This window comes from Bradyrhizobium yuanmingense (genome assembly GCF_029167105.1).
Lineage (GTDB): Bacteria > Pseudomonadota > Alphaproteobacteria > Rhizobiales > Xanthobacteraceae > Bradyrhizobium > Bradyrhizobium yuanmingense_A.
This window is the reverse complement of record NZ_JARFML010000009.1, coordinates 109,219-131,230: the sequence shown is the minus strand read 5'-3', so window position 1 is coordinate 131,230 and position 22,012 is coordinate 109,219. Positions and strand designations below refer to the sequence as shown.

Annotated in this window: 21 protein-coding genes and 1 pseudogene; 9 read left to right on the top strand and 13 right to left on the bottom strand. The window is 65.3% G+C overall.

Going from position 1 to position 22,012, the window contains the following annotated elements:
• Window positions 1-127 precede the first annotated feature (127 nt).
• Window positions 128-1,980: pseudogene (locus P0R31_RS14065) on the top strand (caspase family protein).
• A 19-nt stretch (window positions 1,981-1,999) separates the two neighbouring features.
• Here P0R31_RS14065 and P0R31_RS14060 read toward each other — a convergent pair.
• Together P0R31_RS14060 and purB are read right to left on the bottom strand one after the other, a co-directional pair.
• A complete protein-coding gene (locus tag P0R31_RS14060; protein ID WP_275514583.1) occupies window positions 2,000-3,172 on the bottom strand; it encodes a M20 aminoacylase family protein in 1,173 nt (390 codons plus the stop codon).
• 115 nt (window positions 3,173-3,287) lie between these two features.
• Complete coding sequence (gene purB / locus P0R31_RS14055; protein WP_275514582.1) at window positions 3,288-4,595, bottom strand: adenylosuccinate lyase; 1,308 nt, start codon at window positions 4,593-4,595, stop codon at window positions 3,288-3,290.
• A 560-nt stretch (window positions 4,596-5,155) separates the two neighbouring features.
• On the opposite strand from purB, the gene P0R31_RS14050 reads away from it, so the two are divergent.
• The gene (locus P0R31_RS14050) at window positions 5,156-5,743 is read left to right on the top strand and encodes a TetR family transcriptional regulator (protein ID WP_275514581.1); all 588 of its coding nucleotides are present in this window, start codon (window positions 5,156-5,158) and stop codon (window positions 5,741-5,743) included.
• Between the two features lie 450 nt (window positions 5,744-6,193).
• Here the strand turns inward: P0R31_RS14050 and P0R31_RS14045 are convergent, their stop codons facing one another.
• Window positions 6,194-6,847: a response regulator transcription factor gene (locus P0R31_RS14045; RefSeq protein WP_275514580.1), complete on the bottom strand. Its 654-nt coding sequence runs from the start codon at window positions 6,845-6,847 to the stop codon at window positions 6,194-6,196.
• A 7-nt stretch (window positions 6,848-6,854) separates the two neighbouring features.
• Window positions 6,855-8,225, bottom strand: a complete 1,371-nt coding sequence (locus tag P0R31_RS14040; RefSeq protein ID WP_275514579.1) for a sensor histidine kinase — start codon at window positions 8,223-8,225, stop codon at window positions 6,855-6,857.
• A 200-nt stretch (window positions 8,226-8,425) separates the two neighbouring features.
• On the opposite strand from P0R31_RS14040, the gene P0R31_RS14035 reads away from it, so the two are divergent.
• The 5 genes from P0R31_RS14035 (at window position 8,426) to P0R31_RS14015 (ending at window position 12,775) form a co-directional block, all read left to right on the top strand.
• Entirely contained in the window at window positions 8,426-9,196 is a 771-nt protein-coding gene (locus tag P0R31_RS14035; RefSeq protein WP_275514578.1) for a MotA/TolQ/ExbB proton channel family protein, read from the top strand.
• Window positions 9,193-9,879, top strand: a complete 687-nt coding sequence (locus P0R31_RS14030) for a hypothetical protein (RefSeq protein WP_275514577.1) — start codon at window positions 9,193-9,195, stop codon at window positions 9,877-9,879. Before P0R31_RS14035 ends, P0R31_RS14030 begins: the two co-directional genes overlap by 4 nt.
• A complete protein-coding gene (locus tag P0R31_RS14025) occupies window positions 9,872-10,477 on the top strand; it encodes a hypothetical protein (protein WP_275514576.1) in 606 nt (201 codons plus the stop codon). Before P0R31_RS14030 ends, P0R31_RS14025 begins: the two co-directional genes overlap by 8 nt.
• 117 nt (window positions 10,478-10,594) lie before the next feature.
• Window positions 10,595-11,335, top strand: a complete 741-nt coding sequence (locus P0R31_RS14020) for a metallophosphoesterase family protein (protein WP_275514575.1) — start codon at window positions 10,595-10,597, stop codon at window positions 11,333-11,335.
• A gap of 6 nt (window positions 11,336-11,341) precedes the next feature.
• Window positions 11,342-12,775 carry a serine/threonine protein kinase gene (locus P0R31_RS14015; RefSeq protein WP_275514574.1) on the top strand — a complete coding sequence of 478 codons (1,434 nt, stop codon included), beginning with the start codon at window positions 11,342-11,344 and terminating at the stop codon, window positions 12,773-12,775.
• A gap of 26 nt (window positions 12,776-12,801) precedes the next feature.
• Here P0R31_RS14015 and P0R31_RS14010 read toward each other — a convergent pair whose 3' ends face one another.
• The 5 genes from P0R31_RS14010 to rpe form a co-directional block, all read right to left on the bottom strand.
• Window positions 12,802-12,990: a hypothetical protein gene (locus P0R31_RS14010; protein ID WP_275514573.1), complete on the bottom strand. Its 189-nt coding sequence runs from the start codon at window positions 12,988-12,990 to the stop codon at window positions 12,802-12,804.
• A 21-nt stretch (window positions 12,991-13,011) separates the two neighbouring features.
• Window positions 13,012-13,191, bottom strand: coding sequence for a hypothetical protein (locus P0R31_RS14005; protein ID WP_275514572.1), 180 nt, complete (start codon window positions 13,189-13,191; stop codon window positions 13,012-13,014).
• A 5-nt stretch (window positions 13,192-13,196) separates the two neighbouring features.
• Complete coding sequence (locus tag P0R31_RS14000; RefSeq protein ID WP_275514571.1) at window positions 13,197-13,337, bottom strand: hypothetical protein; 141 nt, start codon at window positions 13,335-13,337, stop codon at window positions 13,197-13,199.
• Between the two features lie 90 nt (window positions 13,338-13,427).
• The gene (locus P0R31_RS13995; RefSeq protein WP_275514570.1) at window positions 13,428-14,027 is read right to left on the bottom strand and encodes a hypothetical protein; all 600 of its coding nucleotides are present in this window, start codon (window positions 14,025-14,027) and stop codon (window positions 13,428-13,430) included.
• A gap of 47 nt (window positions 14,028-14,074) precedes the next feature.
• Window positions 14,075-14,776 carry a ribulose-phosphate 3-epimerase gene (rpe, locus tag P0R31_RS13990; protein WP_275514569.1) on the bottom strand — a complete coding sequence of 234 codons (702 nt, stop codon included), beginning with the start codon at window positions 14,774-14,776 and terminating at the stop codon, window positions 14,075-14,077.
• Window positions 14,777-15,030: 254 nt separating this feature from the next.
• On the opposite strand from rpe, the gene P0R31_RS13985 reads away from it, so the two are divergent.
• Window positions 15,031-15,795, top strand: coding sequence for an EF-hand domain-containing protein (locus P0R31_RS13985; RefSeq protein WP_275514568.1), 765 nt, complete (start codon window positions 15,031-15,033; stop codon window positions 15,793-15,795).
• 13 nt (window positions 15,796-15,808) lie between these two features.
• Here the strand turns inward: P0R31_RS13985 and P0R31_RS13980 are convergent, their stop codons facing one another.
• The 3 genes from P0R31_RS13980 to P0R31_RS13970 form a co-directional block, all read right to left on the bottom strand.
• Complete coding sequence (locus P0R31_RS13980; protein ID WP_275514567.1) at window positions 15,809-16,021, bottom strand: KTSC domain-containing protein; 213 nt, start codon at window positions 16,019-16,021, stop codon at window positions 15,809-15,811.
• Between the two features lie 154 nt (window positions 16,022-16,175).
• A complete protein-coding gene (locus P0R31_RS13975) occupies window positions 16,176-17,174 on the bottom strand; it encodes a P1 family peptidase (protein ID WP_275514566.1) in 999 nt (332 codons plus the stop codon).
• Window positions 17,175-17,228: 54 nt separating this feature from the next.
• Entirely contained in the window at window positions 17,229-20,042 is a 2,814-nt protein-coding gene (locus P0R31_RS13970) for a PAS domain S-box protein (protein ID WP_275514565.1), read from the bottom strand.
• A gap of 228 nt (window positions 20,043-20,270) precedes the next feature.
• Between P0R31_RS13970 and P0R31_RS13965 the strand changes: the two genes are divergently transcribed.
• Window positions 20,271-20,657, top strand: coding sequence for a response regulator (locus tag P0R31_RS13965; RefSeq protein WP_275514564.1), 387 nt, complete (start codon window positions 20,271-20,273; stop codon window positions 20,655-20,657).
• Between the two features lie 94 nt (window positions 20,658-20,751).
• On the opposite strand, the gene P0R31_RS13960 is transcribed toward P0R31_RS13965, so the two are convergent.
• The gene (locus P0R31_RS13960; protein WP_036012868.1) at window positions 20,752-21,870 is read right to left on the bottom strand and encodes a branched-chain amino acid ABC transporter substrate-binding protein; all 1,119 of its coding nucleotides are present in this window, start codon (window positions 21,868-21,870) and stop codon (window positions 20,752-20,754) included.
• Window positions 21,871-22,012 lie beyond the last annotated feature (142 nt).

Below are 22,012 nucleotides of genomic sequence, written 5' to 3'. Positions count from 1 at the left end.
GGCTTGGGTTGACTGCATTAGCTATAAGTCGCGATCGAGGAGCTTGTGTGATAGGCATCACATAGAAAAATTTGGCTTTCATCGACGCTCCGAATAGTCTCAGGGAATTGCATCCGAGGGGGCTGCAGTGATTCCGTTTCGGCTGTTTGGTTTATTGATTTTTGCGACCTTGCTGGCCTGCGGATCGGCGCACGCCGATCGGCGGGTCGCGCTCGTCATCGGCAATTCCGCCTACAAGAGCGCGCCCAAGCTCACCAATCCCGCGAACGAGCCACGCTGATTGGCGGCATGTTCAAGAAGGCGGGCTTCGATTCCGTCGACGTCAGGCTGGATCTCAGTGCGAGCGAGATGCGGCGCATGTTGCGCGAGTTCGCCGGCAGGTCACGCGATGCGGACATGGCGGTGATCTACTATGCCGGCCACGGCATCGAGCTCGACGGCAACAACTATCTCATTCCGACCGACGCGACGCTGGAGACGGATGGCGACGTCCTCGACGAGACCATCCCTGTCGAGCGCGCATTGTTCGCAGTCGAGCCGGCCAAGCAGCTGCGCCTGATCATTCTCGATGCCTGCCGCGATAACCCCTTTGCGAAGACGATGAAGCGCACGCTGGCCTCGCGAGCGATCGGACGGGGCCTCGCCAAGGTCGAGCCAACCAGCCCGAATACGATGATTGCCTTCGCCGCGAAGGCCGGCTCGACCGCATCCGACGGCGATTCTCGCAACAGTCCGTTCGCCGCCGCGCTCGTCGAGCACCTGCCGAAGCCGGGCCTCGATCTGCGCAAGGCGTTCGGCTTCGTGCGCGACGACGTGCTCAAGACCACCGGCTACAAGCAGGAGCCCTATGTCTATGGCTCGCTCGGCGGCGACGACGTGCCGCTCGTTGTAAAGCCGGCCGCAACCGGACCCCAGGCCAACCCGCAGGACGCGGTTCGCAGGGACTACGAGCTCGCGCTCCAGCTCGCGACGCGCGATGCCTGGGAAGCCTTTTTGGCGACCTATCCGGACGGCTTCTATGCCAGCCTCGCCAAGGGACAGTTGAACAAGATCGGCGCCGAAGAGACGCGCGTGGCTGCCGAGCAAAAGGCCAAGGCGGCCGAGCAGGAAAAGGCAAGGCTGATCGCCGAGCGCGCCCAGAAAGCCGAGCAGGAGAAGGCGGCTGCTGCGGCCAAGGCCGCCGAAGAGGCGCGAATCGCTGCGGAGAAGCAAAAGCAGATCGAACAGGCCAGGGCGGAAGCGGCCGAGCAGCAGCGCAAGGCCGCCGAGGCGGCGGCCGCGAAAGCGCTGGCCGAGAAACAGGCGGCGGAGAAGGCCAAGGCCGAGTTGGCGGCCAAGCAGGCCTCGGAGAAAGCGGAGCAGGCCGCCAAGCCGGCCGCCGATCGGCAGATGCCCGAAGTCGAGAACCAGAAAGTGGCTGCGCTCTCGCCCGGACCCACATCCACATTATCGGCAGCCGAGCTTTCCAAATCGGTGCAGAGCGAATTGCGCCGCGTTGGCTGCCTGACCTCGTCTGCGGAGAGCGAGTGGGGCTCGGCCGCGCAACGCTCGCTGACGTTGTTCAACAAATATTCCGGCACCAAGTTCGACGTGAAACTGGCCAGCGTCGACGCACTCGACGCGCTGAAGGCCAAGCCGGGACGGGTCTGCCCGCTGGTGTGCAATTTCGGATTCAAGGCCGACGGCGACCAATGCGTGAAGATCACGTGCCGGACCGGGTATCGCGTCAACGACGATAACGAATGCGAAAAGGCGCAGGAGAAGAAGCCGGTTGCGACGCGCGACAATTCCAGACCGCGAGACGATGAGCGGAAGGCAAGCGAGTCCGCGCCGTCAAAGCCGCAGGCGACCGGTCAGGTCTTCTGCAACAGTGCAGGGTGCCGGCCGGTCCGTCAGGGTTGCCGGCTCGAGACGTGGGGCAACAGGACTCATGGCATGACGGCCGGCGGCGGTACCAGCATGGTCGAAGTCTGCAACTGAACCGGCGAGTGCCCGCCCGCTACCCCACCGGCATCCGCGTCTCGACCAGGCGCGCCCAGAACGAGGCGCCGTGACCCAGAATGTTGTCGTTGAAGACGTAGGCCGGGTGGTGGCACTCGTTGCCGTCGCCCATGCCGACCAGCACCATCGCGCCGGGGCGTGCTTCCAGCATGAACGAGAAGTCCTCGGCGCCCATCATGGGGACGAACTTGTCGTTGACCCGATCGGCGCCGACGATGTCGCGGGCGACGTCGGCGGCAAGACCGGCCTCGCGGGCATGGTTCATCGTCACCGGATACATCCGCGTGTATTTCGTTTCGGCCGAGCCGCCATAGGCGCGGGCGATGCTGTCGGCGACTTCGCCGATGCGGCGTTCGACGAGATCGCGCACTTCGGGGTCGAGCGTGCGCACGGTGCCGGCGAGCTCGGCGACCTCCGGGATGATGTTGAAGGCGGTGCCCGAGTGGAATTGCGTGATCGAGATCACCGCCGATTTCAGCGGATCGACGTTGCGCGCCACGATCGATTGCAGCGCGTTGACGATCTGCGAGCCGATCAGCACGCTGTCGACCGACTTGTGCGGGCCGGCGCCGGCGTGGCCACCCTTGCCGCGGACGGTGATCTGGATGTTGTCGGAGGAGGCGAGCATCGGCCCGGGCGTGGTGGCGAAATGGCCCTCGGGCAGGTTCGGCATGTTGTGCATGCCGTAGACCTCCTGGATGTTCCAGCGCGTCATCAGCCCGTCCTCGACCATGGCCTTGCCGCCGCCACCGCCTTCCTCGGCGGGCTGGAAGATCATCACGGCCGTGCCGTCGAAATTGCGCGTCTCGGCGAGATATTTGGCCGCGCCGAGCAGCATCGCGGTGTGGCCGTCATGGCCGCAGGCGTGCATCTTGCCCGGGACCTTTGAGGCATAAGGTACGCCCGACGTCTCCATGATCGGCAGCGCATCCATGTCGGCGCGCAGGCCGATGGTCTTGCCGGAGGCCGACTTGCGGCCGCGGATCACGCCGACCACGCCGGTGCGGCCGATGCCCGTCACCACCTCGTCGCAGCCGAATTCGCGCAAGCGATCGGCGACGATGCCGGCGGTGCGGTGGACTTCGTAGAGCAGCTCGGGGTTCTCGTGGAAGTCATGGCGCCAGGCGGCCATTTCGTCGGAGAGGGCGGCAACGCGATTGACGATGGGCATGAGGGAATCCGTTTCTCGTGGGTTTTGTCGTCATTCCAGGGCGATGCGGAGCATCGAAATCCGGAATCTCGAGATTCCGGGTTCACGCTTCGCGTGCCCCGGAATGACGAGGATATCAGCTCTCCCCGAACACCCGCTTGAAGATCGTGTCGACGTGCTTGAGGTGATAGCCGAGGTCGAACTGCTCCTCGATCTCGGCGTCGGTGAGATATGTCTTCACCTCGGCATCCTTCTTCAGCAGCTGAAGGAAGTCGCCTTCGCCGCGCCAGACCGGCATGGCGTTGCGCTGCACCAGCTTGTAGGCGTCCTCGCGGCTGGCGCCCTTCTGCGTCAGCGCCAGCAGCACGCGCTGCGAATGCACGAGGCCGCCGAGGCGATCGAGGTTCTTCTGCATGTTGGCGGGGTAGACCAGCAGCTTGTCGATCAGGCCGGCGAGGCGCACCAGCGCGAAGTCGAGCGTCACGGTCGCGTCCGGGCCCATCATGCGTTCGGCCGAGGAGTGCGAGATGTCGCGCTCGTGCCAGAGCACGACGTTCTCCAGCGCCGGGGTCACATAGGCGCGCACCATGCGGGACAGGCCGGTGAGGTTCTCCGACAGCACCGGGTTGCGCTTGTGCGGCATGGCGGAGGAGCCCTTCTGGCCCTCCGAGAAGAACTCTTCGGCCTCGAGCACCTCGGTGCGCTGCATGTGGCGGATCTCCACGGCAATGCGCTCGATCGAGGAGGCGAGCACGCCGAGGGTCGAGAAATACATGGCGTGACGGTCGCGCGGGATCACCTGGGTCGAGATCGGCTCCGGCACGAGTCCCATGGCCTTGGCGACATGCTCTTCGACGCGCGGATCGATCTGCGCGAAGGTGCCGACGGCGCCGGAGATCGCGCAGGTCGCGACCTCCTTGCGCGCCGCGATCAGACGTTCCTTGGCACGCGTGAATTCGGCATAGGCATAAGCGAGCTTGAGGCCGAAGGTCACGGGCTCGGCATGGATGCCATGGCTGCGGCCGATGGTCGGCGTCATCTTGTGCTCGAAGGCGCGCTTCTTCAGCGCGGCCAGCACCTTGTCGAGGTCGGCGAGCAGGAGGTCGGCGGCGCGGGTGAGCTGGACGTTGAGGCAGGTATCAAGCACGTCGGAGGAGGTCATGCCCTGGTGCACGAAGCGCGCCTCTGGACCGACGATCTCGGCAAGGTGGGTGAGGAAGGCGATGACGTCGTGCTTGGTCTCGCGCTCGATCTCGTCGATGCGGGCGACGTCGAAGATGGCGTCCTTGGCCTTGGCCCAGACCGTCCGGGCGGCCTCCTTGGGGATGGTCCCGAGCTCGGCGAGGGCGTCCGCCGCATGCGCCTCGATCTCGAACCAGATCTTGAACCGGGTCTGCGGCTCCCAGATCGAGGCCATTTCCGGGCGGGTGTAGCGGGGGATCATGGGGCGGCTCCAGGAAGGTGGGCGGGCGGTCCCGAGAACGGCGGCGCCGGCCAAAATGCTTTTTACGCCGTGATGTAACAGAGCAGGCAGGGCGAAACAAACGGTCTGGGCTCCGGAAGAAGGGCATCGCCGACCTTTCCACCACACCGGCCGGCCGGGATGGCGGCGCCTGGCCGCAGATATTAACTGTCAATCACGGATCATTGACTGACAGATATTGAAATCTGTCAGCGAGACATGTATATCCGTTCTCGGACGCTCCGATTGGGCGTCCCGCGACAAGCCCCGGGGAGCCCGACATCCGAGCCACGCTCGGATCGGAGGGCGGATTGAAGAGCGGGGACCGCGGACGAATGGAGACTTAGACAATGACGACCGAAATCCTCAATTTCACCGGCGTGATTGGGCATTGGCTCAATTTGCTGGTGGCGCGCCAGATCGCGGCGCAAGCTGCAAAACTGCCTCATTAGGGCATAGGCTTTCCGAACGACCGGCCAGGGCGCTTCGGAAGCAGCCCTAGTGCCGGGTAACTGAGCCCCTAACGGGAACATGGTGCTGGCATGAATGAAGCAATTGTCTTGACGCCGGAGCGGATCCTCGAGGTCACCGAGGACGTGCTCAGGCGTTACGGGCTTGCCAAGGCCACCGTGGTTGACGTTGCCCGTGCGCTCGATGTGAGCCACGGTAGCGTCTACCGCCATTTCCCCAGCAAGGCCTCGCTGCGCGAGGCCGTTGCCAAGCGCTGGCTGGACCGCATCGACGCCCCGCTGCTGGCGATCGCCAAGGAGCAGGGCTCGGCGCCCGACAGGCTCGACCGCTGGCTGCGTACGCTGTTCGCGGCCAAGCGTTCGCGTGTGCTCGACGACCCCGAGATGTTCGAGACCTATCTGACCCTGGCACGCGAGGCCTGTGCGGCGGTCAAATGCCACAAGGACACGATGATCGACCAGATCGCCGCGATCCTGACCGACGGCGTGAAGCGGGGCGAGTTTGCCGTTGGCGACGTCAAGGTGACCGCGCGCGCGATCTTCGATGCGACCGTCCGCTTCCACCATCCGGCCCATGCCGAGGAATGGAAGGACGCCGATCTCCCCGCGCGCCTCGATGCGACGCTGGCGCTGCTGCTGCGTGGGTTGAAGGCGGCCTAAGGCCGCAGAACCCGTTCAGCCCTGGGTGCTGTCAATCAACCTCGCGTTTTCTGGAGAGCGGCGCCGTCGCGGGGCAAGGGTGCGGATGCCGAATGTCTTCGCGTGTGGAAGGCAGGATCGGACGATGGCACGACCGGCGGACTATCCGGATAAGCGTTGACCGCGATTTCGACGGCGTCCTTCGACCGCCTTCGAAGCCGGTAGAATGTCAGCTCCTGATCGAACATCGGACAGCGAAAGTGGACGATGGCGGTGTCCGGCAGGCGGCAAAGTTCGTCGATGAGCTCGCCTACTGTGATGATGGGGGGATGGTCGACTGCTTTGGGGTGACCCTTACTCATGACCCTTTACTCCTTGTCTGACGTACTAACCGGAGCCGGATCGGAACCGTTCCAATTCGTTCGGCAGTTTGAGGACCTCGATGAATGAGGCTGTGCGGCAGCTTTGCTGCTAGATCCTCGTCAGACCGCAGGTCGCGGCGAGCCGCACCAGCTGCGCATCGGTGCGCGCGCCGGTCTTCGATTTGATCAGGTAGTGATAGTTCTGCACGGTCTTGACGCTGAGATTGAGATGCGCCGCGATCTCTTCGGTGGTGGAGCCGCCGGCGAACTGGCGCAAGATCTCGATCTCGCGCTCACCGAGCTGATCCAGCACCGAGCCGGTCGGCGACAGGCTGTCCTCCGCTAGCACGTGCGCGATGTCATCGCTCATGGCGCGCTCGCCGCGGGCGACGCTGCGGATGGCGTTCACGACCGCGGACGGCTCGCTGCTCTTGGTGACGAAGCCGGAGGCGCCGGCGCCGAAGGCGGACTTCACCAGCACGGCCTCGTTGTGCATGGTGAAGACGAGAATGCGCGCCCGCGGGCTGCGGGCGCGGATGTTGCGGATCGCCTCCAGCCCGCTCGCGCCGGGCATCGAAATGTCGAGCACCACCACGTCGGGGTCATGCGCCTTGAACGCGCCGTAGGCGTCGGCGGCGTTGTCGGCTTCCGCCACGACATGCAGATCGCCCTGGCTCTCCAGCACGCGCCGATAGCCTTGCCGCACGATCGGATGGTCGTCGACCAGCAGCACGGAGATGCCTGTTGCTGTAACCTCGCTCATTCCCGCCTCACGCAGCGAGCGGGATGGTCGCGGCAACGCTGAGGCCGCCGCGAGCGGGCAGGATCGACAGCGATCCGCCGGCCGCCGTGACGCGCTCGCGGATTCCGGTGAGGCCGAAGCCGGCCGATTGCGCGACGCGCTCGGCATCGCCGCCGCCGTCGTCCTCGACGCGGATCAGCAGCGCATCGTCCTCGCCGGCGCGCCGCTCGACGCGGAGCGAGATCTCGCGCGCTGCACTGTGGCGCAGCGCGTTGGTCAGGCATTCCTGTGCGACCCGATAGGCGGTGGTGGCGGCCGGGCCGCTGATGTCGGTGAGGTCGCCCCTGAGATCGAGCTGGATCGCCGGCCGCGCCGCGCTGTGCGAGCGCCAGCTGTCGACGAGATTGACGAGGCTCGCCTCGAGCCCGAGCTCCTCCGGCAGCGGATTGCGCAGCCGGTTCAGCGCGTCGCGCAGCGAGGCCATCAGATGGTGTGTCGCCTGCGAGATCATGCGCGCGTCTTGCGCGATCCCATCATCCTTGTGCCGCTTCGTGCTCGCCGTCTCGATCGTGTTGGCGAAGGCGAGAATGGCGGACAGATTCTGCCCGAACTCGTCGTGCAACTCGCGGGCGAGCGCGCGGCGCTCGTCCTCGCGGATCTCGATCAGGCGGCGCGTCAGCGCGGCGCGCTGCTCGGTCGCTTCCTCCAGCCGGCCGCCGAGCTCGCCGACGGCGCTGCCGATCATCGCCAGCTCCATCGAGCGGAACCGCGGCAGCCTGGTGCGATATTGACCGCGTGCCATGCGCTGAAGCGCGGTGACGATCGCGCGCGCCGGCGCCAGCGCGTGCGCGATGGCGAGCGAGGCGAGCAGGGCGATCGCCGCCGCCATCAGCAGCGCGACGTCGATGACGTTGAGGATGTAGTCCCAGGCGAGCGCGATCGCGGCGGTTGCATCGGGCGTCGCAACGACGGTGCCGGCGGCTGCGGCGCGAGGACTGACGGGCCGCACCACCTCGGCATGGCTGCCGAGGAAGGTCGGCACGATGGCGGCGAACCAGCGCGGCGGCGTCTTGCCCAGCCCCTCGCTCTGGCCGCAGAGCGGCTTCTCGAAGGCCGCCGCGGGCTGGAACTCGACGCAGACGCCGGGCGAGATCAGCTTCATCGTCTCCAGCGTGCGCCAGTCCGGAACCGGCAGGAGATGCTCGCGCGCCCTGCTGCTGCGCAACAACAGCTCGCGCCAATACAGCGCCTGAAGCGCCTGCGCGACCCGCTGCGCCGACGCCGCCGTCGCCCGATCGACGCTGCGATAGGCATCGAACGTGGCCCACACGGTCGCGGCTCCCAGGCACAGCGCTACGATCAGAAGCAGGCGGGCTACAAGCTGAAGCACGAGGCGCATGCGATCACCCCCGACGTTTGCTAAGGTCAGCCTAACAACGCCGCCGTGCCTTGCCAATCGCAGGGAACGCCAGGGATTGCAGCTCGGGCAAATTTCCCAAGCCGGATTGGGCATGGGTCTTTGGACCTGAAACGGCGGCTTTGATCTAATCGGTGAGGACACGTTGCAGGCCGGTGCCTGCAAGCCAGGAGCGGTGCAGCATGAGTTCGATAACGATTGGACCAATTGCGAGCCAGGCTGCCGATCCATCCGAGCGCAGCGCGCTGCTGTTCTGGATGATCTTCACCGGGCTGTCGATCTTCGCCGTCGTGCTGCTGTGGCGCTTCGGCCTGATTCATCTGATGCTGACCTCGGACCGCACCTACATTTCAGCGGTGATCGCGGCGCTCTACGTCCTCACCTGCGGCCACTGCTTCCTGCGGACCCGGGCGATCGCGCGGGAAGGGGCCGCGGCGCGGCGCTGCCGCGCCGTGCTGGCGGCACCGGACGGCAGCAAGGCGCTGGATGCGAGCGCGGCGGTGCTGCCGCGCGGATTGGTGCGCGACCATATCCAGAGCCTGGTGACGAAAGCCGCGGCGCAGGACTACCGGCCGGTCGACCAGACGCTGCTGCTACGTAATCTCGCCGATCGCTTGCGCGGCTCCAATGGCTTCGGGGCCTTCGTCTCCGATACGCTGATGAAGCTAGGTCTGCTCGGCACCATCATCGGCTTCATCATCATGCTGGCGCCGATCGCGGGGCTGGACGCCGCCGACAAGGTCGCGATGCGCTCTTCGATGGGCTTGATGAGCGACGGCATGGCGATCGCGATGTACACGACGCTGGCCGGCCTTGTCGGCTCGATCCTGATCCGCATCCAGTACTACATGCTCGACGCCGCGACCCAGCGGGTGTTCTCGGACGCGGTGGTGCTGACCGAGACCTATGTGACGCCGGTGCTGGAGCGCAAGGGTTCTGGAACGCCGTCATGATGGATGATTTCGGTCTCTATCCGCGCGAGGAGCCGTTCGACCCGCTGGGCGTGATGCTGTTCAAGGCGCTCCAGGTGATCGCCTTCCTGTTCTTCCTGGCGCTGCTGGCGGTCTCCCCCGACGCCAAGGACGGCAAGATCGATTCCAAGGCGGAGTTCATGATCACGCTGGACTGGCCGGACAACCACCCCGACGACCTCGACCTGTTCGTGCAGGATCCCGCCGGCAACATCGCCTGGTATCGCCACCGCGAGGCCGGCTTCCTCACGCTCGACCGCGACGACCGCGGCGGGGCCAACAATTTCATCATCGTCAACGGCAAGAAGATCGCCTCGCCGATCCGCGAGGAGATCGTCACCGTGCGTGGCATCCTCGCCGGCGAGTACGTCGTGAACGTCTCGCATTTCGTCGCCACCACCGGCGAGCCTGTGACCGCCAGTGTGAAGGTGCAGAAGCTCAATCCGACCGCGCAGGTGATCTTCGACAACAAGTTCACGCTCGACCACACCGGCGACGAGAAGACCGCGGTCCGATTCCGGATCGATGCGGAAGGCAAGGTCGTCGATGTCGATCAGCGGCCGAAATCGCTGCTGGAGACGTTCCGCAGCAGCTGGCGCAACGGCGGCGATCTCGATCCCAGGACCGGCGTGAGCAGGAACGCTACGAGGGTCCGCCGTGACTAGCCTGCAAACGGTCATCCTGACGCTGTCGGTCGCGTATGCAGTCATCGGCGCGCTGCTGCTGGTCGTTCTGGTCTATGCGCGACTGCACTGGTCGCTGAAGGCGGTCGCCGTGGTCGTGACCAGCACCTTCTACATCGTCAGCTTCACGGAAATGCGCGGCCTGCTCGGTTGGGCCAGCACGGACCGGCTGCCGACCACGTTCAAGCTCCTGAAGGCCCGCATCGTCGAGCCGCATTCGCTTGAGGGCGATCCCGGCTCGATCTATCTCTGGGTCGAGGCGCTGGACGAGGACAATCGCCCGAGCGGCATCCCGCGCGCATTTCGTGTGCCGTACAATGACCGGCTGGCCGACAAGACCCACGCCGCCGAGAACGAGATCGCGGCCGGACATCCGCAAGGAGGGCGCGCGGCGGATTTCGGCGGCGGCGACGGCAGCCTGATCGACCTGGTTCGGGAATATGTGACGCCGAAGACCATCCTGGAGACCAGCGGCGGCGATTCCTCGACCGGCGAGTTCAATGCCCCGCCGGCCGGCGCGGAAGGCGCGGTGTTCACCCCGATTCCGCCGCCCCGGATGCCGCCGAAGGACGAGCAATAGGCCCTTCACCATCACCGCAGAGCAGCGCTGGCAAACGGCCCAGTGCTGGCGCATCCTGTTGACCTCCCTCAATTTGGCCTTATCGGCTTCCAATAAGAATCTGAGGGTGGAGGGTGCGTGCTTCTCGCTGTCTTCTCGGATATCCATGGCAACAGGCAGGCGTTCGAGGCCTGCCTGAAGATCGCGCGTGCGAAGGGCGCGGAGGGCTTCGTCCTGCTCGGCGACTTCGTCGGCTATGGCGCCGATCCGGAATGGGTGGTGGACACCGCGATGGAGCTGGTCGCGCAGGGCGCCGTCGCAGTGCGCGGCAATCATGACCAGGCGATCAATTCCACGGCCGAGACGATGAACGCCGAGGCGCAGATCGCGATCGAATGGACCCGCGGCCGCCTCGACACCGCGCAGCGGCGTTTCCTGGCCGAATTGCCGATGCAGGTGGAGGACGATGGCCGCCTGTTCGTGCATGCCGAAGCCTCGCATCCCCAGCGCTGGCACTATGTCCGCTCGACCGTGGACGCCGCCAAGAGCCTGATCGCGACCCAGGCCCACGTCACCTTCTGCGGCCACATCCACAGGCCGGCGCTCTATTCGATGTCGGTGACGGCGAAGATGACGAGCTTCGTGCCGAAGACCGACGTCCCCGTGCAGCTGCTGCGCGGACGGCAATGGCTCGCCGTGCTCGGCTCGGTCGGCCAGCCCCGCGACGGCGATCCGTCGGCGGCCTTCGCACTGTTCGACACCGAGTCGTGCCAGATCACCTATTGCCGCGCGCCCTATGACATCGCGACCGCAGCTGGCAGGATCCGCGACAACGGGCTGCCGTCCTGGCTGGCCGACCGGCTTTCGCAGGGGCGCTAGAGGCCGATGCCCAAACCTCTGATCAAATCAGGCGCGGAGATCGACGGTTTTACGATCGGCGAATGCGTTCATGCTGGCGGCATGGCGACGCTGTGGACCGTCACCCATCCCGATATCGACGTGCCCTTGCTGATGAAGATCCCGCGGGTATCGGAGGGCGAGGACCCCGCCGCGATCGTTTCCTTCGAGATGGAGATGATGATCCTGCCGCGGCTGGCGGGGCCGCACGTGCCGGCCTGCTTCGGCACGGGTGATTTCGCCCGCCAAGCCTATGTCGTGATCGAGCGCATTCCGGGTGCCACGCTGTACAAGCGGCTCCCCGACCTGCCGCTGCCCTATGACGAGGCGCGGCAGCTCGTCGCCAGGATCGCAACGGCGCTTGCGGATCTGCACCGGCAGAACGTGATCCACCACGATATCAAGCCGAGCAGCATCATGTTCCGTGAGAGCGGCGAGGCGGTGCTGATCGACTACGGCCTGTCGCATCACAACCACCTGCCGGACCTGTTGCAGGAGGAATTCCGCCTGCCTTACGGCACCGCGCCCTATATGGCACCCGAGCGGCTGCTCGGGGTGCGCGACGATCCGCGCAGCGATCTGTTTTCGCTCGGCGTGCTGCTCTACTTCTTCACCACCGGCGAGCGGCCGTTCGGCGAAGGCGAGACGTTGCGGGCGATGCGGCGCCGGCTATGGCGTGATCCGCATCCGCCGCGGAAGCTTCGTGCGGATTATCCGCCCTGGCTTCAGGAGGTGGTGTTGCGCTGTCTGGAGATCGAGCCGGTGTGGCGCTATCCGACCGCGTCCCAGCTCGCCTTCGATCTCGCTTATCCGGACCAGGTCAAGCTCACCGCGCGCTCGGAGCGGGTGAAACGTGATTCCCTCGGCATCGTCTGGCGCCGGCGCTTCAACCAGGGCGCTATGGCGCCGCGCGCGAAATCCGATGTCGCAGCCCAGATCGCGTCGAGCCCGATCCTCGCCGTTGCGCTCGACACGGCGGAGGGCGCTCCGGAGCTGAACGAGGCGCTGCGCGTGACCACCGAGCGCATCCTCGCCACCTTGCCCTCGGCGCGGCTTGCCTGCGTCAACGTGCTCAAGCTGAACCGGATCGCGATCGACCGGACATTGGACGAGCAGGGCTCCAACAAGCATATCGATCGCCTGGTCGCGCTCAGGCATTGGGCAACGCCGCTCAAGCTGGATGAGAGCCGGCTGTCGGCTCATGTGCTGGAGGCGGTCGATCCCGCAGCCGCGATCCTGGAATTTGCCGAGGCCAATCAGGTCGACCACGTCATCATCGGCGCGCGGCAGAGCTCGTTCCGCCGCACCCTGCTTGGCAGCGTGTCGGCCAAGGTGGCCTCGGAGGCGAGCTGCACCGTCACCGTGGTGCGGCCGCCGCGGATGGCTGGGGACGGCGGCGGGCCGGAGGCCGGCGAAGGTTAGGCCGGCGGGGCGATTTACGGGCTGGATCAGGCCGCGTGGATGGTCGTGGCGCGCTTGCGGCGGATCGGCCAGGAGAATTGCGGGCCCGGCTCGCCGTGGTCCGCGCCGCCGCCGAAATACTGGATGATCTCGCGGCAGGGCTCGCAATTGAACAGGTTACGCGACGCGGACGCCTTCGTCATTTCCTTCAGGCAGTTCGGGCAATGCGGTTTCATGGGCGGTCCGGAAAAGAGGTCTCAGTGTCGGCGCGGCGAGCCAAGCGAACGGTCGAGGTCCGAATTGTCGAGCCCGGCATTGTCGTCCAGCGTGCCATCGGCGCGCTCGAGGCGGCCGAAGAAATAATCGAGGCTCGGATGCGGGCGCCGTGGAATACGGCACCTGCGCTTCGGCTGGCGCTTCACGAGGGCGATCTGCATGGACGTCAGCCCCTGTGGCGGTCGCGACGGATGTTGCGGGCCGAACGTGCCGGGGCCTCGACCGGTCCGGCCGAGGGACCGAACACCACAAACGCACTGAAACCAATCCACAACGCCACGCCAGTCCAAACCAGGGTCGTCGTCATGATGTGCTCCCGCGAAAACAGGCAGGAATCACTTGCAGTGATTTGCGCGAATCAGGGAAGTCCGGATGAGTACGGACCAAGGCTACAATTTTAAGCTTTGCGTGTCGCAGAACCCGCAGAAGCCGCAGTTCTTCCCGCCTGCGACCGACGTAATTTGCCAGTGCGCGCATGATCGAGGATATCCCGGATGCGCCTTGCGTCTCGAACACAGCGAAACCCATAGCGCCCGGTGTAGTCGGTATCGGGCGAACGGGTCGAGCGCCCTGACGCAAAGTTGAGGTGGCCGACGCCGCCGCCGATGTCGAGGATTTCGAACACTTCATCCATGGCGTCGAACGAAGTAGCGGTCACGCTGCGTCTGCTCCAGGCCGTGCGCACGATCAGCGCGCGGCGGTCGGTGATGACATAAAGCGTCTGCAGGTCTTGCAGCAGCATCACGAACGGAGCTGCAATCATCCCAACTCCAAGCATCGCCAGAGGTTGGGTCGCTTGGTCGATCCAATCGTTCCTGGCGGCGATGACGGTCAGCAACAACCAGGGACATCCGATCCACCAGAGAAATCGCCACATTGCCGCGCGGGCGATGCCGTCGGGCTGCCCCTGCCAGACCACTTGCTCGCCGTCCTGAAGGGACTCGGCGAGAAGGCGAAGCAGGCCGGCAGAAAACGGAGTGGCGCGGAGTTCATCCATTCCACTTGGTCGCGGCGGCCGCAGCTCCGGTTCGGATAGCGATGGTCTCAGATCGCCTCGCCGCGCGCCCCAAGTGCCGCGTTGCGGATCGCGGCGATGTTGGCCTTGTAAGCGTCCTGCGTGCCGCCCTTGAACACCGACGTGCCGGCGACGAAAGCGTTGGCGCCGGCTGCGGCGAGTGCGCCCGCAACATCGGGGCCGACGCCGCCGTCGACCTCGATGTCGATCGGGCGGCCCGCAACCATCGCGCGGATGTCCCGGATCTTGCCGATCGCGGAGGGGATGAACGCCTGGCCGCCGAAGCCGGGATTGACCGACATCACCAGCACGAGGTCGACGAGGTCGAGAACGTATTCGAGCGCGCTGATCGGCGTCGCCGGATTGAGCGAGACGCCGGCCTTCTTGCCGAGCGCGCGGATGGCCTGGAGCGAGCGGTGCAAATGGGGACCTGCCTCCGCGTGCACGGTGATGTGGTCGCAGCCGGCCTTCGCGAAGGCCTCCAGATAGGGATCGCAGGGCGAGATCATCAGATGCGCGTCGAAGATCTTCTTGGTGTGCGGGCGCATCGCCCTGATGACGTCAGGACCGTAGGAGATGTTCGGAACGAAGTGCCCGTCCATCACGTCGAGATGGATCCAGTCGGCGCCGGCGGCGTCGACGCTGCGCACCTCCTCGCCGAGCTTCGAGAAGTCCGAGGCCAGGATCGAGGGCGCGATGGCCAGGGGGCGGGGGACGAAAGCTTGGGTCATGGCGCGTTTTCCCGGGGCGGACGGACGACGAATGGCCTCGCCTAACATGGGCTCTTGTGGCGGGCAATGCAGGAGGGGCGGGCTTCCTGTGGGCGGAAATTTCTGCCGCCGGCGGCATGAATTGCCGATGTTCCCGCGGCCTGCACGACCCGACGGATGCGGATTTCGTTGAGCTTTTCACGATGGCATGGCGCTTGCTGACTTCAGCCGCAGAACATTGGTCGCGGCATGCCGCATCCCGTTGGAGTTGTGCAATGTTGTTAGCCCTTGGTGCGGTATCGAGCGCGCTCGACGCGATCCAGTCGCTGACGAACGCGAAATCGTCGTCGGCGGCGCACAAGACGGGCCCCTCGCAGAGCGCGCCGACCAATCCGTTCGCGATCGACAGCGGCAGCAACAGCACGACCGGCGCGACCTCGTCGGTCAATGCAGGCAAATATCCGCAGATCTCGGCGGAGACGATGAACGCGCTGTTCGCGGCGCAGAGCCAGTCCGCCGACGGCACATCCTCATCGAGCTCGACATCCTCGACGTCGAAGGGCCGCGAGGCTGCGCTGAAGGATCTGTTCTCGCAGATCGACGGGGACGGCGACGGCAAGATCACCAAGTCCGAGTTCGAGGACGCGCTCGGCGCAGGCGGCACTAACCTCGCCCAGGCCGACGACGTGTTCTCGAAGATGGACGCGAATGCGGACGGCAGCGTCAATCTCGGCGAGATGACGAAGGCGTTGAGGGGCGGCCGTCATCACGCGGAAGGCGCGGGCGATGGCTCGGATTCCTCGTCGCAATCCAGCCGCGGCTCGACGTCGACCACGACGACCAACGCCGACGGCTCGACCACCACCACCGTCACCTATGCCGACGGCTTCAAGATGTCGACCACGGTGCCGGGCGCCTCCAGCTCGTCGAATGCGAAAGGCGGCGGCAATTCACCTTATGATTGGTTCGGGCAGATGATGCAGCGCCAGGCGCAGGCCAGCGCGGGATCAGCAACTTCATCGATGTCGATCAGCGTGTGAGCGCATCCCGAAGTTACCCGGCAAGTTCGTGCGTGACGTCACGACAGGCATAGCGGTCGCGGATCTCGCGATTGAAGAACGTACCCTTTGAGCGCGAATCCCCGAACGCGGCAGCGACCTCGGGCGGAACATTCGCATAAACATAGAGGCGCCCGCTGACGAACGTCACCTTCAGCTCGCGTTTCTCTGGCGAATAGCGAAAGAAGCGGATCACGGAAGAGGGCATGGCCGCGCACCTTGTCCGCCGGGTAACGCTTTGGGAGCCGTTTCGTTTCTCGTCTAAAGCGCGATGCGATCAGGATGAATCATCATCGCGTTTTAGGTTATTGTTTGAGCATGATCTTTTCGGAAAACCGCTACACACTTTTCCGGATCATGCTCTAGCCGAACCGGTCCATCCAGGCAGCCTGCGCGCCCGGAAACGGCAAGGCCGTCGCACTGTAGACGCCGCGAGCGATCGCGCGGGCGACCACGTTCGCGGCGATCGTGCCGAGCTCGGTGAGGCCAACCAGCGGCTCGATCGGCTTTTCGCACGTAGCGGCGGCGAACAGCACGTCGCCGTCGGTCGGCGCGTGCACCGGATAGATCGCGCGGGCGAAGCCGGTATGCGCGATCATCGCCAGCCGCTTGGCCTGGGGCTTGGTCAGCACCGCGTTGGTCACGACGGCGCCGATGGTGGTGTTCTCGCGCGCGCTCGCGGCAGGACCGCCCTTGATGCGCATGCGGAGCATGTCCTCGGTGAACTTGTCCGGCAGGCCGCGTCCACCGAATTCGTCGTCCACCTCGAATGGCGCCGCCCAGAACCACGGACCATTGCCGACGGTGACGCTGCCCACCGCGTTGACGGCGACGATCGCCGCGACCTTGATTCCGCTCGGCGTCACGGCCGATGCCGAGCCGAGCCCGCCCTTGAACGTCGCGGTGGTGGCGCCGAAGCCGGCGCCGGCGCTGCCAAGCGCGAAATCCGCGTTGGTGGCGACGGTCGCCGCGGCATAGCCGAGGTCGCGATAGGGCGAGAAGCGTCCCCAGGCCTTGTCGCCGCCATTGAGCAGGTCGAACAGGATCGCCCCCGGCACGATCGGGATCAGCGCTTCGCGAACCCGGTGGCCGCGGCCCTGCTCGGCGAGCCAGGCCTGCACGCCGCCGCCGGTGTCGAGGCCGAAGGCCGAGCCGCCCGACAGCGCGATGGCGTCGACCCGCTCGACCGTGTTGGCGAGATCGAGCAGGGCATCCTCGCGCGTGCCGGGGCCGCCGCCGCGCACGTCGATCGCGGCGATCGCAGGAGAATCGAAGATGATCGCGGTCGCGCCGGAACCGACTTTCGGATCTTCGGCGTGGCCGACCCGGATGCCGGCGATATCGGTGAGAAGATTCTTCAAGGCGGCCTCGTGGTGAGAATTCACGATCTGCGATAGCGCAGCAATGCCGCAGGCTCAACCGGCGAGCGCGGTCCTCAGCATCTTGGCGAGCTCGGACTTGCGGTAGGGCTTGGCCAGCAGCAGCACGCCGGAATCGAGCCGGCCGTGATGGACGATGGCGTTCTCGGTGTAGCCCGAGGTGAACAGCGTCTTCAGGTCGGGGCGGCGCTTGTGCGCTTCGTCCGCCAGCTGGCGGCCGTTCATGTTGCCGGGCATGATGATGTCGGTGAATAGCAGGTCGATGGTCTCGTCGCTGTCGATGATATTGAGCGCTTCGGCGCCGTTGGCGGCCTCGAGCGCGGTATAGCCGAGGCTCTTGACCTGCGTCACGACATACTGCCGCACCAAGGCATCGTCCTCGACGATCAGGATCTTCTCGCTACCGCCGGTGATTGGCGCATTCTGGAGCGATTCGAACTCGGTCTCCTGCACCCCGGTCGAGCGCGGCAGATAGATCTTCACGCTCGTGCCGTGGCCTTCCTCGCTGTAGATCTTGATGTGCCCGCCCGACTGCTTGACGAAGCCGAACACCATGCTGAGGCCGAGGCCAGTGCCCTTGCCGACCTCCTTGGTCGTGAAGAAGGGATCGAACACCCGGTCGATCAGCTCGGCAGGAATTCCGGTGCCGGTGTCGCTGACCGCGATCATCACGTAATTGCCGGCGACGACGTCGGGGTTCATGCTGGCATAGCCGTCGTCGAGGAAGATGTTGCGGGTCTCCAGCACCAGGGTGCCGCCCTCGGGCATGGCGTCGCGCGCGTTCAGCGCGAGATTGAGGATCGCGGTGGAGAGCTGGCCCGGGTCGACCAGCGTCGGCCAGGCATCCTCGGTGAGCTGCGGCATGATGGTGATCTGCTCGCCGAGCGTCGGATGCAAGAGCTTGGCGGCTTCGAGCGCCAGTGCGTTGACGTCGATCTCGCGCGGCTGCAGCGGTTGCTTGCGGGCGAAGGCCAGCAGGTGCTTGGTCAGCTGCGCGCCGCGCTCGGCGGCGTCGTCGATCAGCTTGGTGATCGCGGCAAGCTCGGGCCGGTCGGCGACCGCATCGCTCAGAATGCCGATCGTGCCCGTGATCACGGTCAGCACGTTGTTGAAGTCGTGGGCGACGCCGCCGGTCAATTGGCCGATCGAGTCCATTTTCTGGACCTGCCTGAGCTGGGCTTCGGCCGCCTGCTTGTCGGTGAGGTCGCGGCCGATGAAGAAGTGGCGTTTCACCGGCTCCGACCACGTGCCCATCCAGTTCAGCGTGACCTCGTGACCGTCGTAATGGTAGTAGCGCGCCTCGAAGCTGCGCTTGACCGCGCCGCGACGGGCCGCGCGCATCTCGCTCCGCGTCTTCTCGAGATCGTCCGGATGGATGAACTCGATCGCGCTGTGCCCGACCATGTCCTCGGGGCCGTAGCCGAGAATGTTCCGCACGCTCGGGCTGACCTGGATGAAATTGCCATAGCCGTCGGTGACTAGGATCAGGTCCTGCGATGTCTCGAAGATGCGCTGGCGTTCCTCGGTCTCGCGGCGCAGCTTCTCTCTGGCCTGCTTTTCTTCGGTGATGTCGTGGGCGATCTTGGAAGCGCCGATGATCTCTCCATCGTCGGTCCGCAGCGGTGAGATGTTCAGGACGACGTCGAGCGGGCGGCCGTCTTTGCGGATGCGGACCGTCTCGTGCTGGGCGATCGACTCGTTGCTGGCGATCTGGTTGAGGGTGCTTCTGATCTCGCCCTTGCGATCCGGCGGCACGATGATGTCGATGGGCTTGCCGACGGCCTCGGCGGCGGAGTAGCCGAACAGATTTTCGGCGGCCTTGTTCCAGCCGGTGATGATGCCGTCGAGCGACTTGGTGATGATCGCGTCATTGGAGGATTCGACCACGGCGCCGTACAGCGCGAGGCGCTTGCCGAAATAGTCGCGTTCCGAGGCCGATTGCTGCCGCAGCCTTCCGACGAGGCCCGCTGTATGCACCTGGAGGCGGACATTCTCGATCAGAAGCACCGCGAGCACGAAGGTCGCCGCGGCGAGGCCGTAGAGCCGGCCGGCATAGAATCCGAGATCGAAGCGCGCGACGTTGACGATCGCCGACAGCGCGATGTCGAACAGCCAGGCGCACATGACCACCATGAGCCAGATGTCGATCACCGTATGCGGCCTGCGGAACCAGAGCGAGACCAGTGCGGCAAAGCTCAGCGACCACACGAAGGACACGACGCCGATCATGGTCGCCGTGTACCGGCCCTCGCTCAACAGGACCGGCAACAGATCGTGCTGCGCGGTGACGATCCAGGCGAAGACCGCCATCGCGGCGACGACGCCGAGCCCGCAGGCATAAATCGCGTTGCTTGCCGCGCCGCGGATCCGGGGCCCACCGTCCTTTTCCTTCAGCCAGGCATATGCCATCACGCAGAGCGGAAAGCCGGCGTGCCAGATCATGTAGAGCCACACCGTGGTCTGCCGGCCCGCGCCCAGGAGGCCGGTCGGGGTGAACAGCCCTGGGAAGGTGAGGGCATGAACCAGCGCCGCCGCGGCAGTGAAGAGATAGCCGCCCGCGAGCCACAGCAGCGCGCGGGTGCGCAGGATCGCAAATTGCGACAGCAACAGCACCGCCGTGACGATGTCGCTCACGGCCAGCGCGGATTGATAGCTGGCGACGAAGGCTGGCACCGGCAGCAGCGGGATACCGGCGAAGGGCACGGCTGCGGCGAACAGGAGCGAGGACACACCGACAATCGTCAATGCTGCAGTGCGGTCGGTCGAGGTGGCCGGCAGGGTCGACAGAAATGTGCTTCGGTCGATCGGCGCAGGCACGTCCATTTCGCGCGAGTCGGTGGGCTTGAGCATCTCCGCTAGTCTCATTCGCCGGCAGTCCGTTCATCGTAGCGGGTTCTGGGCGCAGGTGGTCAACGGAACCGGTTTACGACTCAACCGAGGGTTACAGCTTACCTAATTTCGGTGAGAGCACGGAACAGGGATTGGTAAGGGGCGCTTTACTGGACGGTGTCATAATGCCCTGCCGCTGCGGCCGGTTCCAGGCTTGAAACAGGCGATTTTGATTTCGAGGTCGGGAGCATGCCCCGCGTTCTCATTATCGACGACCAGAAGGACGTCCGTGCGATGGTGGCGATCGTGCTTCGGGTCAACCATTTCGAGGTCGTGGAGGCCGAAACCGGCGCGGCGGGGCTGAAGGCCTTTACGGAAAGCCGCTTTGACGCGGCGATTGTGGACATCTTCCTCGGTGATACCAGCGGCGTCGACGTCATCACCGCCTTGCGCGAACGCGCGCCGGCGCTGCCGGTGATTGCGGTATCGGGGATGACGGCACTCGATTTCATGGACCAATCGCCCCACCTCGCCAACGTGGTCGGCCTGCAAAAGCCGTTTCGGCCGAACGATCTGCTGCAGGCCCTGCGGAGGGCCCAGGCCGCGGCCGGCGGCGAGATTTCGGCCGCGGTCTGACCGGCAAAAGAACGCCCCGGCAAGCCGGGGCGTGGTGGCGATGGCGAGAGACTTCGGGGGATCGCTGATCGGGATCCCCGAAGAGCATTCTGGATCAAGAGCCCTTGGCGCCGAGCTCGGCGTAATTGCCCTTGGCGTCCCACTTGTAGACGACATAGTCGATCTGCTTGAGGTCGCCCTTGGCGTCAATTTCGATCGGGCCGAGCACCGTGTCCCACTTGCCGGCCTTGATGGTCTCCATGACCTTCTTGGCGTCGGTGGTGCCGGCCTTCTTGACCGCCTGCGTCCAGACCTGCAGCGCAGCGTAGGTATAGAGCGTGTAGCCTTCCGGATCGATGCCCTTGGCCTTGAACGCCTCGACGATCTTCTTCGCGGTCGGCTTGTTGCGCGGGTCGGGACCGAAGGTGAACAGCGTGCCTTCGCCGGCGGGACCGGTGATGGAGGCGTACTCCTTGTCCGCGAGCGCGTCGCCCGACATCAGCACCGTCTTCATGCCCTGATCGCGCATCTGGCGGAGGATGAGGCCGGCTTCCTGATGGTAACCGCCGACATAGACGAGCTCGACATTGTCCTTCTTCAGGCGCGAGACGATCGCGTTGAAGTCCTTGTCGCCCTTGTTGTAGGACTCGTACATCTTCTCGGTGATGCCGGCCTTGTTGAGCGCCTTCTTGGTCTCGTCGGCAAGACCCTTGCCGTAAGTCGTCTTGTCGTTGAGGATCGCGATGTTCTTGCCCTTGTAGTTCTTGGCGATGTACTGCGCGGCGATCAGGCCCTGCTGGTCGTCGCGGCCGCAGACTCGCGCCACGTTCCACAGCTTGCGCTCGGTGAAGAGCGGGTTGGTCGAAGCCGGGGTGATTTGCAGGACGTTGCCGTCCGCATAGGCTTCAGAGGCCGGGATCGAAGACGACGAGCAGAAATGGCCGGCGACGAACGGGATCTTGGCGCCGGCGATCTTTTCCGCGATCGAGCGGGCTTGTTTCGGATCGCAGGCGTCGTCCTCGGCGTTGAGCGCGAGCTTCTTGCCGTTGACGCCACCGGCGGCGTTGATGTCGGCGACGGCCATCTCGGCGCCGTTCTTCATTTGGCGGCCGAAGGCGGACTCGCCGCCGGTCATCGGGCCTGCGACTGCGACGGTGACATCCTGCGCGAATGCCGCGCTCGATAGCGCGAGCGATGCGCCGAATGCCAGACCGATGAGCTTCAGTGATTTCATGAGATACCTCGCGGGTGGTCGCCTGTGGAAGTTGCCGGGCATGCCCGGTTCAAACCGGCGCCATTCTTGAATGAATTCGAGGAGAAGTCACCGGCAAAATACGGGCATACGCCAAGATATCTAGCCGCATTCTCGCGCAGGG